Genomic DNA, 19,766 nt, shown 5'->3' with positions numbered 1-19,766 from the left:
GACCGAACCCCGCTGCCAACAGTCCGGTGCGGCTCACCGATCGCATGGCCCTCTCCTCGGTGTGAGATGTCTCCACATGGATGTGTGCCATACCCGAACGCATCGTATCCACCCTTTACGGGCACGGGTAGCGCAAGAGTGCAAAGGGCGGGCCGTGTTCCGGTATGGGCTCCGGAACACGGCCCGCCCGGGAGCCGAAAGCGTCAGCTCACTCCTCTTCGTTGCTCTCCTCGGCCAGCGTCTGGCCCAGGACGCGCCCCTCACCCGGGGCGAGCGTGCCGAGAATGCGCTCCAGATCGTCCATCGAGGCGAACTCAACGACGATCTTCCCCTTCTGCTGTCCCAGATCGACCTTCACCCGGGTCTCGAAGCGGTCGGACAGCCGGGAGGCGAGGCCTGTGAGCGCGGGGGACACCCGGGTACCCGCGCGGGGCCCCTTGGCCTTGCTCGCGCCCTTGGGGGCCGACCCCATGAGCGTCACGATCTCCTCGACGGAACGGACCGAGAGGCCCTCCGCCACGATGCGGCGCGCAAGGTGGTCCTGCTCTTCCGAGTCCTCCACAGAAAGCAGGGCACGGGCGTGCCCCGCGGAGAGCACACCCGCGGCAAGCCGCTTCTGCACCGACGGCGAGAGCTTCAGCAGCCGCAGCGTGTTGGAGACCTGCGGGCGCGAACGCCCGATCCGGTCGGCCAGCTCGTCATGGGTGCACTTGAAGTCCTTCAGCAGCTGGTCATAGGCAGCTGCCTCTTCCAGCGGGTTGAGCTGGGCCCGGTGGAGGTTCTCCAGAAGCGCATCGAGCAGCAGCTTCTCGTCGTCCGTGGCTCGCACGATCGCGGGAATCTTCGCCAGTCCGGCCTCACGGCATGCCCGCCAGCGGCGCTCACCCATGATGAGCTCATACCGCGCCGGTCCCGTCTGACGGACCACCACCGGCTGGAGCAGGCCCACCTCCTTGATGGAGGTGACCAGCTCGGCAAGGGCGTCCTCGTCGAAGACCTCACGCGGCTGCCGCGGGTTCGGCTTGATGGCGTCCAGCGGCACCTCGGCGAAGTGCGCGCCGGCCACCTCCGAGACACCCGCCGTCGATGACTCCGTCCCGGCCGGTGCTTCCGTTTCACGTGAAACACCGTGCGCCGGCAGCGAAGTCACCTTGGCAGCCGCCACCCCACGCTCCGGGGCCAGGACAGGTACGGACGACGGTGACGTCGCTCCCTGCCCTGCGGACCCGGCATGATCCTGGCTCTGCGGTGCCGCGGGGATCAGCGCACCGAGCCCACGGCCCAGGCCTCTACGTCGTTCACTCACTGATTCCCCTCCGAGATGCTGTGCTGTGCTTCATAGTTGACGCTGAGGCCCTGGCCCCCGGTCTGCGGGACCCCACGCAATGCGATCTCTCGGGCCGCTTCGAGATAGGAAAGCGAACCGCTGGATCCCGGGTCATAGGTGAGCACCGTCTGCCCATAGCTGGGTGCCTCGGAGATGCGCACCGAGCGGGGAATGCTCGTACGGAGCACCTCATGGCCGAAGTGGCTGCGCACCTCATCGGCGACCTGGGACGCCAGCCGGGTGCGTCCGTCGTACATGGTGAGCAGGATCGTCGAGACATGGAGCTTGGGGTTGAGATGCCCCCGCACCAGATCGACGTTCCGCAGCAGCTGCCCCAGTCCCTCCAGTGCGTAGTACTCGCACTGGATCGGAATCAGCACCTCGGCGCCGGCCACCAGAGCGTTGACCGTCAGCAGGCCGAGGGAGGGCGGGCAGTCGATGAAGATGTAGTCCAGCGGCTGTTCATACGCCTTGATCGCGCGGTCCAGCCGGCTCTCACGTGCCACCAGCGAGACCAGCTCGATCTCCGCACCGGCCAGATCGATCGTGGCGGGCGCACAGAACAGGCCCTCCACATCCACGACCGGCTGCACCACGTCAGAGAGGGGCTTGCTGTCCACCAGCACGTCATAGATGGAGGGCACTTCGGAGTGGTGGTCGATCCCCAGCGCCGTGGAGGCATTGCCCTGGGGGTCGAGGTCGATCACCAGAACCCGGGCACCGTGCAGGGCCAAGGAGGCCGCCAGGTTCACCGTGGTCGTGGTCTTTCCGACCCCGCCCTTCTGGTTGGCAACCACCATGACCCGCGTCTGTTCAGGCCGGGGCAGCCCCTCACCCGCGCGGCCAAGTGCCTCCACCGCCAGCTGAGCTGCACGACCGATCGGGGTGTCGTCCATCGGGGGCGGCGTTTCACGTGAAACGTCGTCCCCGAACGACTCGCTACGGGGACCGGGGACCGGATCGGTCATCGGTCCCGCGATGTTGGCGTCGGACCGCAAGGATTCACTCTCCTCGACATCAGGCTCGCAATGTTCAGAGCCTGCCATGCTTTCGGTGCCGTGAACCAGTGAGGTCCGTTCTCCTGTGGACGAATCCACTTCTGTGGATACTTCGCTGACCCTTGTGGGCCAACGGTCGCGCGGCGCGGCGGCCGCACGACCACGGTCGATAATCCCTTGCAGCAGAGAACGACGTTTCACGTGAAACACGATGCCAGCGTCGCGCCTGAATGAGCCGCGACACTCCGTCTTGTGTCGTTTTGATGGCATTTACGAAATGCGCCCGTTCCCCTTTTCTCGCGGAACGGAATGCCCTCACATCACTGCCGGCCTCTCTCGCACCGGCATCGGCGCCTCAGCGACGGCGCCCCCTCGACGCACGGCTCACGCGCGCCGCCTTCGCACGCTTGGCCGCAAAGCGCACACCACCGGGGCTCTCGCCCACCTCGACCCGCACCACGGTCGACGGCGGATCCACAATGCCCTCACCCACATGCACCACCGAGGTCTCCACCACGCCGAGCTTGCTCAGCGCCGCCCGGGCCGCCTTGAGCTCCTCCTCCGCGGCGTCGCCCTTGAGCGCCAGCATCTCGCCGTAGGGACGCAACAGCGGCACACCCCAGCCGGCCAGCCGGTCAAGTGGGGCGACGGCACGCGCCGTCACCACATGCACCTGGGGGAGCTTGCCCATGACCTCTTCAGCCCGTCCGCGTACGACGGTGACATGGTCCAGCCCGAGCAGCTCGACGACCTCCTGAAGGAAGTTCGTACGCCGCAGCAGTGGCTCCAGCAGCGTGATCTTCAGATCCGGGCGCACCAGAGCCAGCGGGATGCCGGGCAGCCCGGCCCCGGAGCCCACATCGCAGACCGAGACGCCCTCGGGGACCACCTCGGAGAGCACCGCGCAGTTCAACAGATGCCGCTCCCACAGCCGCGGCACCTCACGCGGGCCGATGAGCCCACGCTTCACCCCGGCGTCGGCGAGCAGTTCGCCGTACCGCACGGCTTCCGGAAAGCGCTCACCGAATACCTCCTCCGCCACCTTCGGCGCAGGAGGGAGCTCCGCTGCTGCCTCCGTCACGGGAACCGCCCTTCCTCTGGACTGCTTTTTCTGCCGGGAACCCGGGTTACGCCCCCGGGATAACACAGAACGCTGACAACTTTTGGCCCCGCCTGCGAGCAGACGGGGCCAAAGAAAAACGGGAGCGCTGAGCGGTCAGGCCGGGAGGACAACCACTCGACGCTGCGGCTCCTCGCCCTCGGACTCGCTCCGGAGCCCGGCCGCCGCCACCGCGTCGTGGACGACCTTGCGCTCGAACGGCGTCATCGGGTCGAGCTTCACCGGCTCGCCGGTGCCCTTGGCCTCCTCCGCCGCCTTCGCGCCGATCTCCGAGAGCTCCTCACGCTTACGCGCCCGGAAGCCGGCGATGTCCAGCATCAGACGGCTGCGGTCACCGGTTTCACGGTGAACGGCCAGCCGGGTCAGCTCCTGCAGAGCCTCCAGCACCTCACCATCGCGGCCCACCAGCTTCTGCAGATCACGGCTGGTCGAGTCGCTGATGATCGACACCGCGGCACGGTCGGCCTCGACATCCATGTCGATGTCACCGTCGAGGTCGGCGATGTCCAGCAGACCCTCGAGGTAGTCGGCCGCGATCTCGCCTTCCTGCTCCAGGCGGGTCAGGGTGTCGGTGCCCTTGGTGGCAGGGGTCGTGTCCGTCACGAAAGGACTCCTTCTTACTTCTTGGTCGGGTGCTTGGGGCGCTGCTGGCCCTTGCGCTGTCCGGACTTGGAGGTGCGGGACCCGGAGGCGCCGCCCTTCTCCTTGCCGTCCTGCGCGTCCTTCTTCTCCAGCGACGGCTTCTTCGCAGCACCCTGACCGGAGCCCGAGCCACCCGAGGCCGATCCCGCACGCGTACGGCTCTGCGCACCGCCGGCCGGAGCGCCGCCGGTCTGCCGCTTGCTCTTCGTCTGGCGCTTGGGCTGCTGGCGGTTCTGGCGTGCCTCTTCGACGGCCTGCTTCGCGGCGATCTCGGCCGGGTCCTCGACGATCTTGCCCGCGGCCCGCAGCCGCTCCTGGCGCTCCTCGAAGGCCTTGCTGCCCGGGGTCGGGTTACGACGGATGACGAACATCTGCTGACCCATGGTCCACACGTTGGTGGTCAGCCAGTAGACGAGAACACCGACGGGGAAGTTGATGCCGAAGACGGCGAACATGATGGGGAAGACGTACATCAGCATCTTCTGCTGCTGCATGAACGGCGTCTTCACCGTGAGGTCGACGTTCTTGGTCATCAGCTGGCGCTGTGTGTAGAACTGCGACGCCGACATCAGAACGATCATGATGATCGTGACCACGCGGACGTCGACCACAGAAGCACCCAGGCTCTGGATCTTCTCCGCACTGTCCATGAACTTCGCCGCCAGCGGCGCACCGAAGATGTGGGCCTTCTGCGCGCTCTCCAGAAGCGGCTGGTCGATGACACCGACCACCTTGTTCTGGGCGATGTGGTTCAGGACCTGGTACAGCGAGATGAAGAACGGCGACTGGGCCAGAATCGGGAGACAGCTCGAGAGCGGGTTGGTGCCCGTCTCCTTGTAGAGCTTCATCATCTCTTCGGACTGGCGCTGCTTGTCGCTCTTGTAGCGCTCCTGGATCGCCTTCATCTTCGGCTGGAGCGCCTGCATGTTCCGCGTCGACTTGATCTGCTTCACAAAGAGCGGGATCAGGCAGATACGGATCAGCACCACCAGCGAGACGATGGACAGACCCCACGCCGCGCCACTGTCCTTGTCAAAGATGAGGCTGTAGAACGAGTGGAACTGGACGATGATCCAGGAAACAGCGATATAGAGGGGACTGAGGATCGTGTCCACGAATCAGGCTCCTTGGACGTTGGGCTGAGTCTCGGGCTGGGCGACAGGCTCAGGGACGGTGGGCCCGCCCAGGCGGCTCCTCAGCCGCTGATGCCAAACCGGACGCTTCCGGGGAGGGACGTGGTCGACGCCCCCGAGCGACCACGGATTGCACCGCAGGATGCGCCAGGCTGTCAGCGCAGTCCCTTTCACCGCGCCGTGCCGGTCGATGGCTGTGTAGCCATAGTGCGAGCACGACGGGTAGTACTTGCAGACCGGTCCCAGCAGGGGGCTGATGGTCCACTGATAAATCTTGATCAAAAGCAGCAGCGGGTACTTCACTGTGCGCTCCCTCCCGGGTCCCGTCCGGAGCTCCGGGGGCCCGCGGGGCAGCTGCTGTCGGTCGCAGCCCCCGAGGGATTGCAGCCTCTCGGCGCCCCTCCCAGCAGCCGCTCGAAGGCGGCGTCCAGGTCGCGGGCCAGCTGATCGTGATCCGCGTCACCCGCACCGGGCAGGGCCCGTACGACAACCAGGCTACCGGCGGGCAGCCGGTCCAGCCGATCGCGCACGAGATGACGGAGTCTGCGCTTGACCTTGCTGCGCACGACAGCGATGCCAACTGCCTTGCTCACGACGAAACCCGCACGTGCCGGGGGAACACTTTCCCCCGACCCGTGCGGGTCCGTTGCACCGCTACGAAAATGAACGACAAGGAGCGGGCGCCCGGCCCTGCGTCCCCGGCGTACCGCGGTCGCAAAGTCCTCGCGCCGCCTCAGCCGATACTCGGTAGGCAGCACGTCATGGACCTAGTTTGCTGCTCAGGCCGACAGGCGGGCGCGACCCTTGCCACGGCGGGACGCGAGAATCGCGCGGCCGGCACGGGTCCGCATGCGCAGACGGAAGCCGTGGGTCTTCGCGCGACGGCGGTTGTTCGGCTGGAAGGTGCGCTTGCTCACTCGGGGGCTCCAGGAATGCTTGTTGTCTCAGGAGAGACAGATGTGGGGCGTCGACTGGCTGTCACCGTGCGCCCACGAGTAGCTCGCAACGCCTAAGTGCACCGCTACACGATCACTCGAGCGTGATCTTTGCCCATCGGAGGCAGGCGGCAGCAGCCATCGACAACTCGACCTGGTCACGGTACGCGCGGCTACGCCATCCGGTCAAACCGGCTCCTCGGCATCGCCTGCCGACCCCTTGTCAGGACACACTATGCACAGCCTGTGGACAACAACTTGAATCCCTGGGCCCGCCCTGACTACCGTGGCCGAACTTCGATTCCTTCCCGCCCGTCCTGAGAATCACACATTCGTGGGACTGTGAGAGAGCGTGCCCTGTGGCTGACGTACCTGCCGATCTTGCCGCAGTGTGGCCGCGCGTGCTCGACCATCTCCTTCGCGCGGAGGCCGACGGCCTCAAGCCCAAGGACCAGGACTGGCTCAAGCGCACCCAGCCGCTGGCGCTGGTCGCCGACACCGCGTTGCTCGCTGTCCCCAATGAATTCGCCAAGGGTGTGCTCGAAGGCCGGCTGGCGCCGCTGATCGGGGAGGCCCTCAGCCACGAGTGCGGCCGCCCGATCCGGATCGCGATCACCGTTGACGACTCCGCCGAGGAGCCCCCGGCGCAGTCCGCGCCGCCCGCGCCTCAGCACCAGTCGTCCCAGCAGCACCCCCAGCACCACCAGCAGACGCATCAGCCACAGCAGCAGCAACACGATGCGTACGACGGCTACGACGCCCGGCACGATTCCCGGCACGACAGCCGGCAGGGCTACGGCCACCAGGGCGACGACCTGCCCGGCGTCCGGCCCGCCTATCCGGACTACCAGCAGCCCCGGCACGAGCCCGGCGGCTGGCCGCAGATGGGCGGCGGTCCCGGTCCGCGCGACGACTACGGCTGGCAGCAGCAGCACCTCGGCGGCTACCCCGAGCGGGACCCGTACGCCTCCCCGTCGTCCCACGTCCCGCAGCACCAGCAGCGGCAGAACGACTACCGTGCGCAGGCGCCCGACCGCAACGGGCCGCCGCAGCACTCCGACGGTCCGCGCTCCCCTTACGACCAGCCGCGCCGCGACCTCTCCGAGCACCAGCCCGGCGGGCACAACGGCCGCTCGGGTACTCCCGGCTCCGGCCCCGGCGCCGTGCTTCCCGCACCCAGCGGTGCGCCCAGCCCGCTCGCCGCGCAGCCCGCGCCGGCGACCGGTCCCGGTGAGCCGACCGCGCGGCTGAACCCCAAGTACCTCTTCGACACCTTCGTCATCGGTGCCTCGAACCGCTTTGCGCACGCCGCCGCGGTGGCCGTCGCCGAGGCGCCGGCCAAGGCGTACAACCCGCTGTTCATCTACGGGGAATCGGGTCTGGGCAAGACGCACCTGCTGCATGCGATCGGGCACTACGCGCGGAGCCTGTATCCGGGGACCCGGGTGCGGTACGTGAGCTCGGAGGAGTTCACCAACGAATTCATCAACTCCATCCGCGACGGCAAGGCGGACGCGTTCCGCAAGCGCTACCGCGACATGGACATCCTGCTGGTCGACGACATCCAGTTCCTGGCGAGCAAGGAGTCGACGCAGGAGGAGTTCTTCCACACCTTCAATACGCTGCACAACGCGAACAAGCAGATCGTGCTCTCCAGTGACCGGCCGCCCAAGCAGCTGGTCACCCTGGAGGACCGGCTGCGCAACCGCTTCGAGTGGGGTCTGATCACCGACGTCCAGCCGCCCGAGCTGGAGACCCGGATCGCGATTCTGCGCAAGAAGGCGGTGCAGGAGCAGCTGAACGCGCCGCCGGAGGTGCTGGAGTTCATCGCGTCCCGGATCTCGCGCAACATCCGTGAGCTGGAGGGCGCGCTGATCCGGGTCACGGCGTTCGCCTCGCTCAACCGGCAGCCGGTGGACCTGGGGCTGACCGAGATCGTGCTGAAGGATCTGATCCCCGGCGGCGAGGACGCCGCTCCGGAGATCACCGCGACCGCGATCATGGCCTCGACCGCGGACTACTTCGGGCTGACCATCGACGATCTGTGCGGCTCCTCGCGCAGCCGGGTGCTGGTGACCGCCCGCCAGATCGCCATGTATCTGTGCCGCGAGCTGACCGACCTCTCGCTGCCGAAGATCGGTGCGCAGTTCGGCGGCCGGGACCATACGACCGTGATGCACGCCGACCGCAAGATCCGCGCGCTGATGGCCGAGCGGCGCTCGATCTACAACCAGGTCACCGAGCTGACCAACCGCATCAAGAACGGCTGAGGCCGGCCCACAGGACGCCCAGGGCGCTCCGGGATCCGCTCCCGGAGCGCCCTGCGTCGTACGGGGGCCGCCGGCCGGCGAGCGCCCCGGCCTCACCGCTCCTCCCGCCGCCCCTGCTTCCTTCCGCTTCCTTCCGCTTCCTTCCGCTTCTCTCTGCGGCGTCCTGCGTGCTCCTGCCGCGCGCGTCCGATGCCCGTACGCACCTCTTCCGAACCCGCCCCGAGCCCCTCGGACCCCCGCTCCGATACGCCCCGCCGTCGTCCCAAACCTGTGGAGCGCGCCAGCTGTGTTCGATTCCGCGGCGGGACACGGCCTCTCTCCACAGATTGGGCAAGAATCTTCCGTCCACATCCTGGGGAGGGGAAAGTTATCCCTGTGGGATCCACAGGCCGGTGTTCTGACGGAGCATCGGAGGAGGTCAGCCGCATGTGGATTTGTGGCCAACCTTCCTCCACAGGCTGTGGACAGCGAATTCGTCCACAGGTGAGCCGACGTCTTGTCCACCGCCCGCCCACAGGCAAGGCGCTGTTGTCCCCAGCCATCCCCAGCTTCTCCACACCGCTGTCCACTGTTCGGCAACGCGACACCCGCCCTCACCGGGCCGAGTGAAAGCGGTCACACCAAGGTGGTCGGTTGGGCTGTGGGGAACGTGGGTAAAGCTGGGGATGGCACTGGGGAGAAGTACCTGTCCCCTGTGCATCGGGTGTGCAGAACTTCCGGCGGTCCACAGAACCGCCCGCTTATCCACGGCCGCCACCCACAGGGGCGGTGGACAAAAAATCCGCGTTGACCTGCGCAAAAGCGGTTGTCCACGGTTTCCACAGCCCCTACTACTACGACCACGGATATCTACCGGGGAACTCGTTCGGAAACGGGGCCTGTGCACAAGTTGGCCGCCGGGCGTCCGGCCTCGGTCGAGTCGACTTGACCCCGAGCCGCACCGACTGTCGGCAGCGTGCGTCAGACTGGTCTCCGGCAACCCAGCCGACGACGAAGGCCAGCAGGGCGAAGAGCCAGCAACAGCAGGAGGCGGTTTCCGGTGAAGATCCGGGTGGAGCGCGATGTACTCGCGGAGGCAGTGGCCTGGGCGGCCAAGAGCCTCCCGGCCCGTCCGCCGGTGCCCGTCCTCGCGGGCCTGCTGCTGAAGACGGAGGACGGCACGCTGAGCCTCTCCGGCTTCGACTACGAGGTCTCCGCGCGGGTCTCGGTCGACGCGGAGGTGGAAGAGGAGGGCACCGTCCTCGTCTCCGGCCGGCTGCTCGCCGACATCTGCCGTGCGCTCCCCAACCGCCCGGTGGAGATTTCCACCGACGGTGTACGGGTCACCGTCGTCTGTGGCTCATCGCGGTTCACGCTCCACACCCTCCCTGTGGAGGAGTACCCGTCCCTGCCGACGATGCCCACCGCCACCGGCACCGTCCCCGGTGAGGTCTTCGCCGCGGCCGCCGCCCAGGTCGCCATCGCCGCCGGCCGTGACGACACCCTTCCGGTGCTCACCGGCGTACGGATCGAGATCGAGGGCGACACCGTCACCCTCGCCTCCACCGACCGTTACCGCTTCGCGGTGCGCGAGTTCCTGTGGAAGCCGGAGAGCCCGGACGCCTCCGCGGTCGCGCTGGTCCCCGCCAAGACCCTGCTGGACACCGCCAAGTCCCTGAGCAGCGGCGACACCGTCACGCTGGCACTGTCCGGCTCCGGCCAGGGCGAGGGTCTGATCGGTTTCGAGGGCGCCGGACGCCGGACGACGACCCGTCTGCTGGAAGGCGACCTGCCGAAGTACCGCACGCTCTTCCCGACCGAGTTCAATTCGGTCGCCGTGATCGAGACCGCCCCGTTCGTCGAGGCCGTCAAGCGTGTGGCGCTGGTGGCCGAGCGGAACACCCCGGTCCGGCTGAGCTTCGAGCAGGGTGTGCTGATCCTGGAGGCCGGCTCCAGCGACGATGCACAGGCTGTGGAGAGGGTCGACTCCGATCTGGACGGCGACGACATCTCGATCGCCTTCAACCCCGGCTTCCTGCTGGAGGGCCTGTCGGCCATCGACTCCCCCGTGGCGCAGCTGTCCTTCACGACCTCGACCAAGCCCGCGCTGCTGAGCGGCCGGCCGGCCAAGGACGCCGAGGCGGACGACGCGTACAAGTACCTGATCATGCCGGTGCGGCTGTCGGGCTGACGACCGGGCGCGCGAGGGCCACGCAGACGGCGGCATGCCGGTGCGGCTGTCCGGCGGCATACCGGACAGCGGCCCTGGCCACGGGCCTTGTGGCGACCGGCTGACCGGCCCCTGATGAGCGGCTGAGCCCACAGGTGTGCACGGACCTGCGGGCGTAGGCTCGGTCTCGGGTACACCAGCAACGACTACGTGCAAAGAGGGTCTCTGATGGAGCTCGGTCTCGTCGGTCTCGGCAAGATGGGCGGCAATATGCGCGAGCGCATTCGCCGCGCCGGCCACACCGTCGTCGGATACGACCGCAACCCGGACCTGGCGGATGTGAACAGCCTCCAGGGGCTCGTGGAGAAGCTCAAGGGTCCGCGGGTGGTCTGGGTCATGGTGCCGGCCGGTGCCGCCACCCAGTCCACGATCGACGAGCTGGCCGAGCTGCTCTCCCCGGGCGACATCGTCGTGGACGGCGGCAACTCCCGCTGGACCGACGACGAGAAGCACGCCGGGGAGCTGAAGGCCAAGGGCATCGGCTTCGTCGACTGCGGTGTCTCCGGCGGCGTCTGGGGCCTGGAGAACGGCTACGCGCTGATGTACGGCGGCGACAAGGACGATGTCGCCAAGGTGCAGCCGATCTTCGACGCGCTCAAGCCCGAGGGCGAGTTCGGCTCGGTGCACGCCGGCAAGGTCGGCGCCGGCCACTTCGCGAAGATGGTCCACAACGGCATCGAGTACGCGATGATGCAGGCCTACGCCGAGGGCTGGGAGCTGCTGGAGAAGGTCGACTCCGTCACGGACGTGCGGGAGGTCTTCCGCTCGTGGCAGGAGGGCACGGTCATCCGTTCCTGGCTGCTCGACCTGGCCGTCAACGCGCTCGACGACGACGAGCACCTCGAGAAGCTGCGTGGTTACGCCGCCGACTCCGGTGAGGGCCGCTGGACGGTCGAGGCCGCCATCGACAACGCCGTGCCGCTGCCCGCGATCACGGCCTCGCTCTTCGCGCGCTTCGCGTCCCGGCAGGACGACTCCCCGCAGATGAAGATGATCGCCGCGCTGCGCAACCAGTTCGGTGGCCACGCGGTCGAGGGCAAGAAGTAGCAGGCAGCGCAAGAACCGCAGCAATCAGAAGCAACACGGCAACAGCACGCAGCAGCCGGGGGAGGTCGGCGCCCAGCCATGCACGTATCGCATCTGTCCCTCGCCGACTTCCGCTCGTACGCCCGGGTCGAAGTTCCGCTCGATCCGGGCGTCACGGCTTTCGTGGGCCCCAACGGCCAGGGCAAGACCAATCTGGTGGAGGCGGTCGGCTATCTCGCCACGCTCGGCAGCCACCGGGTCTCCTCGGACGCCCCGCTGGTGCGGATGGGCGCCGAGCGGGCGGTCGTCCGGGCCGCGGTCGTCCAGGGTGAGCGGCAGCAGCTGATCGAGCTGGAACTCAACCCGGGCAAGGCGAACCGCGCCAGGATCAACAGGTCGTCGCAGGTCAGGCCACGGGACGTACTGGGGATCGTCCGGACGGTGCTGTTCGCGCCGGAGGATCTGGCGCTGGTCAAGGGAGATCCGGGGGAGCGCCGACGGTTCCTGGACGAGCTGATCACCGCGCGCTCGCCCCGGATGGCCGGGGTGCGTTCGGACTACGACCGGGTCCTCAAGCAGCGCAACACCCTGTTGAAAACCGCCGCGTTGGCGCGGCGGCACGGCGGCCGGCAGATGGACCTGTCCACACTCGACGTATGGGACCAGCATCTGGCCCGGGCGGGCGCCGAGCTGCTGGCGCAGCGGCTCGATCTGATCGCCGCGCTGCAGCCGCTCGCGGACAAGGCCTATGAACAGCTCGCGCCGGGCGGTGGGCCGCTGGCGCTGGAGTACCGCGGTTCGGCGGGCGGGGCGATGGCCGACGCCACCACCCGCGAGGAGCTGTACGGCGTGCTGCTGGCGGCGCTCGGCGAGGCCCGTAAGGGAGAGATCGAGCGCGGGGTGACGCTGGTCGGCCCGCACCGCGACGATCTGGTGCTCAAGCTGGGCCAGCTCCCGGCGAAGGGCTATGCCAGTCACGGCGAGTCCTGGTCGTATGCGCTGGCGCTGCGGCTGGCCTCGTACGACCTGCTGCGCGCCGAGAGTCCGATGGACGGGCCCGGAGGGACCTCAGACGGGAGCGGTGGCGGACGCCGGGCGGGCGAGCCGGTGCTCGTCCTCGACGACGTCTTCGCCGAGCTGGACTCGCGGCGCCGCGAGCGGCTGGCGGAGCTGGTGGCTCCGGGCGAGCAGGTGCTGGTGACGGCCGCGGTGGAAGACGATGTGCCGGGCATCCTCGCGGGGACGCGCTTCACGGTGTCCGGCGGCGCGGTGGAGAAGGTGACCCCGTGAGCGAGGAGCAGCCCGACCGGCCCCGGCCGCCGGAGCTCTCCGGGGTGGATCTGGCCCGTCAGGCGCTGGTGGCCGCCAAGGAGCAGGCGCGTGCGCGGGGCGCGGCCGCGCAGCAGAAGAAGCAGGCCCGGCGCGGCGGGCTGCGTTCGGGGGCGCGGGCGGACGGCCGCGATCCGCTGCCGCTCGGTGCGGCGATCAACCGGCTGATCACCGAGCGCGGCTGGGAGACCCCGGCGGCGGTCGGCGGGGTGATGGGGCGCTGGCCTCAGCTGGTCGGGCCCGAGGTGGCACAGCACTGTGAGCCGCAGAAGTACGACGAGGACGCCCGGGTGCTGACGGTGCAGTGCGACTCGACGGCATGGGCGACGCAGCTGCGGCTGCTGGCGCCGACGCTGGTGGCCCGCCTCAACGAGGACCTGGGCCACGGCACCGTAAAGGTGATCAAGGTGCTGGGCCCCGGCGGTCCCGCCCGGCGTTACGGATCGCTGCGCGCACCGGGAAGCAAGGGCCCCGGCGACACCTACGGCTGAGCCCCGGACCCCGTCGGTGACCTGCGGAAGACCCCTGTATACGGGTGAGGCGGATGAGACTCCGCTCACGGTAGCCACCGGTTGACAGTCCGAAGCGCTGAGTGCCCGTGTGAGCGCCCTGAGGCCCCGTCTCGGATATGGGGAGTCGGCGGACGCCAGTTCAGGGCGGCACATGACGACTCAGGTACCTGCAAACCCCCATGAGTGTCGGTGCCACCGGTACACTGGTAGCAATCCCGCCCACTCGCGGAACATGTCGAACGACGCAGCCGCTCCCGCCTGTCCTCCTGGGGTGACCCGCACAGGCGCGGAAGGGCTCGTGCTGTGCCAGAAAGGGCGCTTCGTGGCCGACTCCGGCGACCTCAACGAGAACAACACGGCTTCTACTGAAGAGGGGGTTCCTGTCGGCTCGATGGGCGACTCCGCGGTGGAGAAGTCGTACGACGCCAGCGCGATCACCGTCCTTGAGGGCCTGGACGCGGTCCGTAAGCGTCCCGGCATGTACATCGGCTCCACCGGTGAGCGCGGTCTGCACCACCTCGTGCAGGAGGTCGTCGACAACTCCGTCGACGAGGCGCTGGCCGGCCACGCCGACACCATCGAGGTGACGATCCTGGCCGACGGCGGCGTGCGTGTCGTCGACAACGGCCGCGGTATCCCCGTCGGCATCGTGCCGTCCGAGAACAAGCCGGCCGTCGAGGTCGTGCTGACCGTCCTGCACGCCGGCGGCAAGTTCGGCGGCGGCGGGTACGCGGTCTCCGGTGGTCTGCACGGCGTGGGTGTGTCCGTCGTGAATGCGCTCTCCACGCGTCTCGCCGTGGAGATCAAGACAGAGGGCTTCCGCTGGACCCAGGAGTACAAGCAGGGTGTGCCGACCGCCCCGCTGGTCCAGCACGAGGCCACCGAGGAGTCCGGCACCTCGGTCACCTTCTGGGCCGACGGCGAGATCTTCGAGACCACCACGTACAGCTTCGAGACGCTGTCGCGGCGCTTCCAGGAGATGGCGTTCCTCAACAAGGGGCTGACCATCTCGCTCAAGGACGAGCGCCCGGACCACGTGGACGAGGACGGCAAGCCGCTCTCGGTGCGGTACCACTACGAGGGCGGCATCGTCGACTTCGTGACGTACCTCAACTCCCGCAAGGGCGAGCTGGTGCACCCGACGGTGGTCTCGGTGGAGGCCGAGGACAAGGAACGCAGTCTCTCCGTCGACCTCGCGATGCAGTGGAACACCCAGTACAGCGAGGGTGTCTACAGCTTCGCGAACATCATCCACACCCATGAGGGCGGTACCCACGAGGAGGGCTTCCGCGCCGCGCTGACCGGCCTGATCAACCGTTATGCGCGCGAGAAGAAGCTGCTGCGCGAGAAGGACGACAACCTCACGGGTGAGGACATCCGCGAGGGTCTGACGGCGATCATCTCGGTCAAGCTGGCCGAGCCGCAGTTCGAGGGGCAGACCAAGACCAAGCTGGGCAACACCGAGGTGAAGACCTTCGTCCAGAAGGTGGTCCACGAGCACCTCAACGACTGGCTGGACCGCAACCCCAACGAGGCCGCGGACATCATCCGCAAGGGCATCCAGGCGGCCACCGCGCGCGTGGCGGCCCGTAAGGCACGCGATCTGACCCGTCGTAAGGGCCTGCTGGAGACCGCGTCGCTGCCCGGCAAGCTGAGCGACTGCCAGTCCAACGACCCCGAGAAGTGCGAGATCTTCATCGTCGAGGGTGACTCCGCCGGCGGCTCGGCCAAGTCCGGCCGTAACCCGGAGTACCAGGCGATCCTGCCGATCCGGGGAAAGATCCTCAACGTCGAGAAGGCCCGGGTCGACAAGATCCTGCAGAACAACGAGGTCCAGGCGCTGATCTCGGCGTTCGGCACGGGTGTGCACGAGGACTTCGACATCGAGAAGCTCCGCTATCACAAGATCATCCTGATGGCGGACGCCGACGTCGACGGTCAGCACATCAACACCCTGCTGCTCACCTTCCTCTTCCGCTTCATGCGGCCGCTGGTCGAGGCCGGGCACGTCTACCTCTCCCGCCCGCCGCTGTACAAGATCAAGTGGGGCCGGGACGACTTCGAGTACGCCTACTCCGACCCGGAGCGGGACGCGCTGATCGAGCTCGGCAAGCAGAACGGCAAGCGGATCCGCGAGGACTCGATCCAGCGGTTCAAGGGTCTCGGTGAGATGAACGCCGAGGAGCTGCGCATCACGACCATGGACACCGATCACCGTGTCCTCGGCCAGGTCTCCCTGGACGACGCGGCCCGCGCGGACGACCTGTTCTCCGTGCTGATGGGCGAGGACGTCGAGGCGCGCCGCTCGTTCATCCAGCGCAACGCCAAGGACGTCCGCTTCCTCGACATCTGAGCCCTGTCGGCCCGAACAACAGCCGCAGCTCGAAAGGACTTTGAACCACCATGGCCGACGAGAACCCCCCTGTGACCCCGGACGGCGTGACCGCCGAGGGCGCGCCCGCCGCCATCGAAGGCGTGGGGATGCGTGTCGAGCCCGTCGGGCTCGAGACGGAGATGCAGCGCTCCTACCTCGACTACGCGATGTCCGTCATCGTCTCGCGTGCGCTGCCCGATGTGCGGGACGGCCTCAAGCCGGTGCACCGCCGGGTGCTGTACGCGATGTACGACGGCGGCTACCGCCCCGAAAAGGGCTTCTACAAGTGCGCCCGCGTCGTCGGTGACGTCATGGGTACGTACCACCCGCACGGCGACTCCTCGATCTACGACGCCCTGGTGCGCCTGGCGCAGCCGTGGTCGATGCGGATGCCGCTGGTGGACTCCAACGGCAACTTCGGCTCCCCGGGCAACGACCCGGCCGCCGCCATGCGGTACACCGAGTGCAAGATGAAGCAGCTCTCCATGGAGATGCTGCGGGACATCGACGAGGAGACCGTCGATTTCCAGGACAACTACGACGGCCGTAACCAGGAGCCGACGGTTCTGCCGGCGCGCTTCCCCAACCTGCTGATCAACGGCTCGGCCGGTATCGCGGTCGGTATGGCGACGAACATCCCGCCGCACAACCTGCGCGAGGTCGCGGCCGGTGCCCAGTGGGCGCTGGAGCACCCCGAGGCCTCTAACGAGGAGCTGCTGGAGGCGCTCATCGAGCGCATCAAGGGCCCCGACTTCCCCACCGGCGCCCTGGTCGTGGGCCGCAAGGGCATCGAGGAGGCCTACCGCACGGGCCGCGGCTCGATCACGATGCGCGCGGTGGTGGCGGTCGAGGAGATCCAGAACCGCCAGTGCCTGGTGGTCACCGAGCTGCCGTACCAGGTCAACCCGGACAACCTCGCGCAGAAGATCGCCGACTTGGTGAAGGACGGCAAGGTCGGCGGTATCGCGGACGTCCGCGACGAGACCTCCTCGCGCACCGGCCAGCGTCTGGTCATCGTGCTCAAGCGGGACGCGGTCGCCAAGGTCGTCCTCAACAACCTCTACAAGCACACCGATCTGCAGACCAACTTCGGCGCGAACATGCTGGCGCTGGTCGACGGTGTGCCGCGCACCCTCTCGCTGGACGCCTTCATCCGTAACTGGGTGACGCACCAGATCGAGGTCATCGTCCGCCGGACGAAGTTCCGGCTGCGCAAGGCCGAGGAGCGGGCCCACATCCTGCGCGGTCTGCTCAAGGCGCTGGACGCCATCGACGAGGTCATCGCGCTGATCCGGCGCAGTGAGACGGTCGAGGTGGCGCGCGAGGGCCTGATGGGCCTGCTGACGATCGACGAGATCCAGGCGAACGCGATCCTGGAGATGCAGCTGCGCCGGCTGGCCGCCCTGGAGCGCCAGAAGATCACCGCCGAGCACGACGAGCTGCAGCGCAAGATCAGCGAGTACAACGCGATCCTGGCCTCGCCGGAGCGGCAGCGCCAGATCATCAGCGAGGAACTCGCCGCGATCGTCGAGAAGTTCGGCGACGACCGGCGCAGCAAGCTGGTGCCCTTCGAGGGCGACATGTCCATCGAGGACCTGATCGCCGAGGAGGACATCGTCGTCACGATCTCCCGTGGCGGCTATGTGAAGCGGACGAAGACCGACGACTACCGCTCGCAGAAGCGCGGCGGCAAGGGCGTCCGGGGCACCAAGCTCAAGGAAGACGACATCGTCGACCACTTCTTCGTCTCCACGACCCACCACTGGCTGCTGTTCTTCACGAACAAGGGCCGGGTCTACCGCGCCAAGGCGTACGAGCTCCCCGACGCGGGACGGGACGCGCGGGGTCAGCATGTGGCCAATCTCCTCGCCTTCCAGCCGGACGAGCAGATCGCGCAGATCCTGGCGATCCGCGACTACGAGGCCATGCCGTATCTGGTGCTCGCCACCAAGGCCGGCCTGGTGAAGAAGACGCCGCTCAAGGACTACGACTCGCCGCGCTCCGGCGGTGTCATCGCGATCAACCTGCGCGAGCAGGAGGACGGCACGGACGACGAGCTGATCGGCGCCGAAATGGTGTCGGAGACCGACGATCTGCTGCTGATCAGCAAGAAGGCCCAGTCGATCCGGTTCACGGCGACGGACGAGGCGCTGCGCCCGATGGGCCGGGCCACGTCCGGTGTGAAGGGCATGAGCTTCCGCGAGGGCGATGAGCTGCTCTCGATGAACGTGGTCCGCGCCAACACCTACGTGTTCACCGCCACGGACGGCGGGTACGCCAAGCGCACCGCCGTCGACGAGTACCGCGTCCAGGGCCGCGGCGGTCTGGGCATCAAGGCCGCCAAGATCGTCGAGGACCGGGGGTCGCTGGTCGGCGCGCTGGTCGTCGAGGAGACCGACGAGATCCTCGCGGTGACGCTCGGGGGGGGCGTGATCCGTACGCGGGTCAACGAGGTGCGTGAGACCGGCCGTGACACGATGGGCGTCCAACTGATCAACCTGGGCAAGCGCGATGCCGTCGTCGGCATCGCATGGAACGCCGAGGCCGGCCGGGAAGCCGAAGAGGTCGACGGGGGCCCCGAGCCCGACGAGACCGAGGCGGCGGACGGGGCCGTGCCCGCGGAGACCGAGGGCGAGCAGCCCACGGCGGAGTAACACGAGGAGTAGATCGTGAGTGGAGCCACGGGCGCTGCGGCGGGTGGATCGGGAGCCGAGAAGGACTCCTCGTCCGGACCCGCGACCGTGACGGAGGACAGCGCCCGTGGCTCCGCCGTTTCCGACACCGGCCCCCGCGACGAGGGCTCGCATCAAGGGGGACCTGTGACCGATACCCGACAGCCGCAGCCGCAGCCGCAGCCGCAGCCACAGCCCCGGCCGGAACCCCAGGAGAAGGCCGGGAGCGGCGCACAGCAGCCGTATCAGCCGCCTCAGGCGTATCCCACCGAGGGCGGGGAGAGCGGCGGGCAGGCGGTGCGCCGGCCCCGTACGGGCGCCAGTACCGTCCCGCGGACCCGCAAGGCCCGGCTGCGGGTCGCCCGCGCCGATCCGTGGTCGGTGATGAAGGTCAGCTTTCTGCTCTCCATCGCGCTGGGCATCTGCACGGTCGTGGCCGTCGCGGTGCTGTGGATGGTCATGAACGCGATGGGCGTCTTCTCCACGGTCGGCGGGACGATCAGCGAGGCCACCGGCTCCAGCGACGGCGGCGGCTTCGATCTCCAGGCGTTCCTGTCGCTGCCGCGGGCGCTGCTGTTCACCTCGATCATCGCGGTGATCGATGTGGTGCTGGCGACGGCCCTGGCCACGCTCGGTGCCTTCATCTACAACCTGTCGGCCGGGTTCGTCGGAGGTGTGGAGCTCACCCTCGCCGAGGACGAGTGAGTCCCTCGTGGGAGGGCGTTCGGGAGGCTCCGTGAACCGATTTTGGGAACGCCTCTGAAGTGCGCTAATCTTTCGGTGCAGCGAACGCGCGGCTATAGCTCAGACGGTTAGAGCGCTTCCCTGATAAGGAAGAGGCCCCAGGTTCAAGTCCTGGTAGCCGCACTGCACCATCGGCCCGGCCGGGGAACTCCCCGGCCGGGCCGATTCGTTGTACGGAGGCGGAAGTTGGCTCGTGGCGAGAGCTCCTTGGAAGAGGTGTTGCCGACCGCGGGCTAGGTAACCGATCGGTATCGGTCGGTGTGTATCATCGGCCGACATAGGTCCCCTACGTCAACGAAAGACGAGGTCGCGCGGTGAAGAAGCTTCTCCTGGTCGCACTGGCCGCCATCGGCGGGCTCCTCGTGTACCGCCAGATCCAGGCGGATCGCGCCGAGCAGGATCTGTGGACGGAGGCGACCGACTCCGTGCCCGCAGGTTCGGGTGTCTGAGACCCAAAAACGCACAGCAGGTTCAT

Annotated in this window: 17 protein-coding genes and 1 tRNA gene; 10 read left to right on the top strand and 8 right to left on the bottom strand. The window is 68.0% G+C overall.

Going from position 1 to position 19,766, the window contains the following annotated elements:
* Nucleotides 1-208 precede the first annotated feature (208 nt).
* From AB0C46_RS03015 to rpmH, 8 genes are all read right to left on the bottom strand, one after another.
* Entirely contained in the window at nt 209-1,306 is a 1,098-nt protein-coding gene (locus AB0C46_RS03015; protein WP_362825241.1) for a ParB/RepB/Spo0J family partition protein, read from the bottom strand.
* Nucleotides 1,303-2,373: an AAA family ATPase gene (locus AB0C46_RS03010; protein ID WP_362825780.1), complete on the bottom strand. Its 1,071-nt coding sequence runs from the start codon at nt 2,371-2,373 to the stop codon at nt 1,303-1,305. Before AB0C46_RS03010 ends, AB0C46_RS03015 begins: the two co-directional genes overlap by 4 nt.
* A 307-nt stretch (nt 2,374-2,680) precedes the next feature.
* A complete protein-coding gene (gene rsmG, locus AB0C46_RS03005; protein ID WP_362825240.1) occupies nt 2,681-3,406 on the bottom strand; it encodes a 16S rRNA (guanine(527)-N(7))-methyltransferase RsmG in 726 nt (241 codons plus the stop codon).
* 135 nt (nt 3,407-3,541) lie between these two features.
* The gene (locus AB0C46_RS03000; protein WP_362825239.1) at nt 3,542-4,048 is read right to left on the bottom strand and encodes a R3H domain-containing nucleic acid-binding protein; all 507 of its coding nucleotides are present in this window, start codon (nt 4,046-4,048) and stop codon (nt 3,542-3,544) included.
* 14 nt (nt 4,049-4,062) lie between these two features.
* Nucleotides 4,063-5,202, bottom strand: coding sequence for a membrane protein insertase YidC (gene yidC / locus AB0C46_RS02995; RefSeq protein WP_362825237.1), 1,140 nt, complete (start codon nt 5,200-5,202; stop codon nt 4,063-4,065).
* 3 nt (nt 5,203-5,205) lie between these two features.
* Nucleotides 5,206-5,523 carry a membrane protein insertion efficiency factor YidD gene (yidD, locus tag AB0C46_RS02990; protein ID WP_042150996.1) on the bottom strand — a complete coding sequence of 106 codons (318 nt, stop codon included), beginning with the start codon at nt 5,521-5,523 and terminating at the stop codon, nt 5,206-5,208.
* A complete protein-coding gene (gene rnpA / locus AB0C46_RS02985; RefSeq protein WP_362825235.1) occupies nt 5,520-5,978 on the bottom strand; it encodes a ribonuclease P protein component in 459 nt (152 codons plus the stop codon). The genes yidD and rnpA overlap by 4 nt, the downstream gene beginning before the upstream one ends.
* A gap of 21 nt (nt 5,979-5,999) precedes the next feature.
* Nucleotides 6,000-6,137, bottom strand: a complete 138-nt coding sequence (rpmH, locus tag AB0C46_RS02980; protein WP_003949374.1) for a 50S ribosomal protein L34 — start codon at nt 6,135-6,137, stop codon at nt 6,000-6,002.
* A gap of 377 nt (nt 6,138-6,514) precedes the next feature.
* Between rpmH and dnaA the strand changes: the two genes are divergently transcribed.
* From dnaA to AB0C46_RS02930, 10 genes are all read left to right on the top strand, one after another.
* Nucleotides 6,515-8,425, top strand: a complete 1,911-nt coding sequence (gene dnaA, locus AB0C46_RS02975) for a chromosomal replication initiator protein DnaA (protein WP_362825234.1) — start codon at nt 6,515-6,517, stop codon at nt 8,423-8,425.
* A gap of 1,039 nt (nt 8,426-9,464) precedes the next feature.
* Nucleotides 9,465-10,595, top strand: coding sequence for a DNA polymerase III subunit beta (gene dnaN, locus AB0C46_RS02970; protein WP_362825232.1), 1,131 nt, complete (start codon nt 9,465-9,467; stop codon nt 10,593-10,595).
* Between the two features lie 207 nt (nt 10,596-10,802).
* Nucleotides 10,803-11,681 (top strand): phosphogluconate dehydrogenase (NAD(+)-dependent, decarboxylating), encoded by an 879-nt coding sequence (gnd, locus tag AB0C46_RS02965; protein WP_362825231.1) that lies wholly within the window; start codon nt 10,803-10,805, stop codon nt 11,679-11,681.
* Nucleotides 11,682-11,759: 78 nt separating this feature from the next.
* On the top strand, nt 11,760-12,950 hold the full coding sequence (gene recF / locus AB0C46_RS02960; RefSeq protein WP_362825229.1) for a DNA replication/repair protein RecF: 1,191 nt from the start codon (nt 11,760-11,762) through the stop codon (nt 12,948-12,950).
* Complete coding sequence (locus tag AB0C46_RS02955) at nt 12,947-13,480, top strand: DciA family protein (RefSeq protein WP_127152033.1); 534 nt, start codon at nt 12,947-12,949, stop codon at nt 13,478-13,480. The genes recF and AB0C46_RS02955 overlap by 4 nt, the downstream gene beginning before the upstream one ends.
* A gap of 319 nt (nt 13,481-13,799) precedes the next feature.
* The gene (gyrB, locus tag AB0C46_RS02950) at nt 13,800-15,854 is read left to right on the top strand and encodes a DNA topoisomerase (ATP-hydrolyzing) subunit B (RefSeq protein WP_362825778.1); all 2,055 of its coding nucleotides are present in this window, start codon (nt 13,800-13,802) and stop codon (nt 15,852-15,854) included.
* Between the two features lie 50 nt (nt 15,855-15,904).
* Nucleotides 15,905-18,529: a DNA gyrase subunit A gene (gyrA, locus tag AB0C46_RS02945; RefSeq protein ID WP_362825228.1), complete on the top strand. Its 2,625-nt coding sequence runs from the start codon at nt 15,905-15,907 to the stop codon at nt 18,527-18,529.
* A 15-nt stretch (nt 18,530-18,544) separates the two neighbouring features.
* Nucleotides 18,545-19,252, top strand: a complete 708-nt coding sequence (locus AB0C46_RS02940; protein WP_362825227.1) for a DUF3566 domain-containing protein — start codon at nt 18,545-18,547, stop codon at nt 19,250-19,252.
* An 88-nt stretch (nt 19,253-19,340) separates the two neighbouring features.
* A tRNA-Ile gene (locus AB0C46_RS02935) sits at nt 19,341-19,414 on the top strand.
* Between the two features lie 191 nt (nt 19,415-19,605).
* Nucleotides 19,606-19,740 (top strand): DLW-39 family protein, encoded by a 135-nt coding sequence (locus AB0C46_RS02930; protein WP_003958712.1) that lies wholly within the window; start codon nt 19,606-19,608, stop codon nt 19,738-19,740.
* Nucleotides 19,741-19,766 lie beyond the last annotated feature (26 nt).

Source organism: Streptomyces sp. NPDC048637, assembly GCF_040650675.1.
Taxonomy (GTDB): domain Bacteria; phylum Actinomycetota; class Actinomycetes; order Streptomycetales; family Streptomycetaceae; genus Streptomyces.
This window is presented reverse-complemented; position numbering and strand designations above follow the sequence as displayed.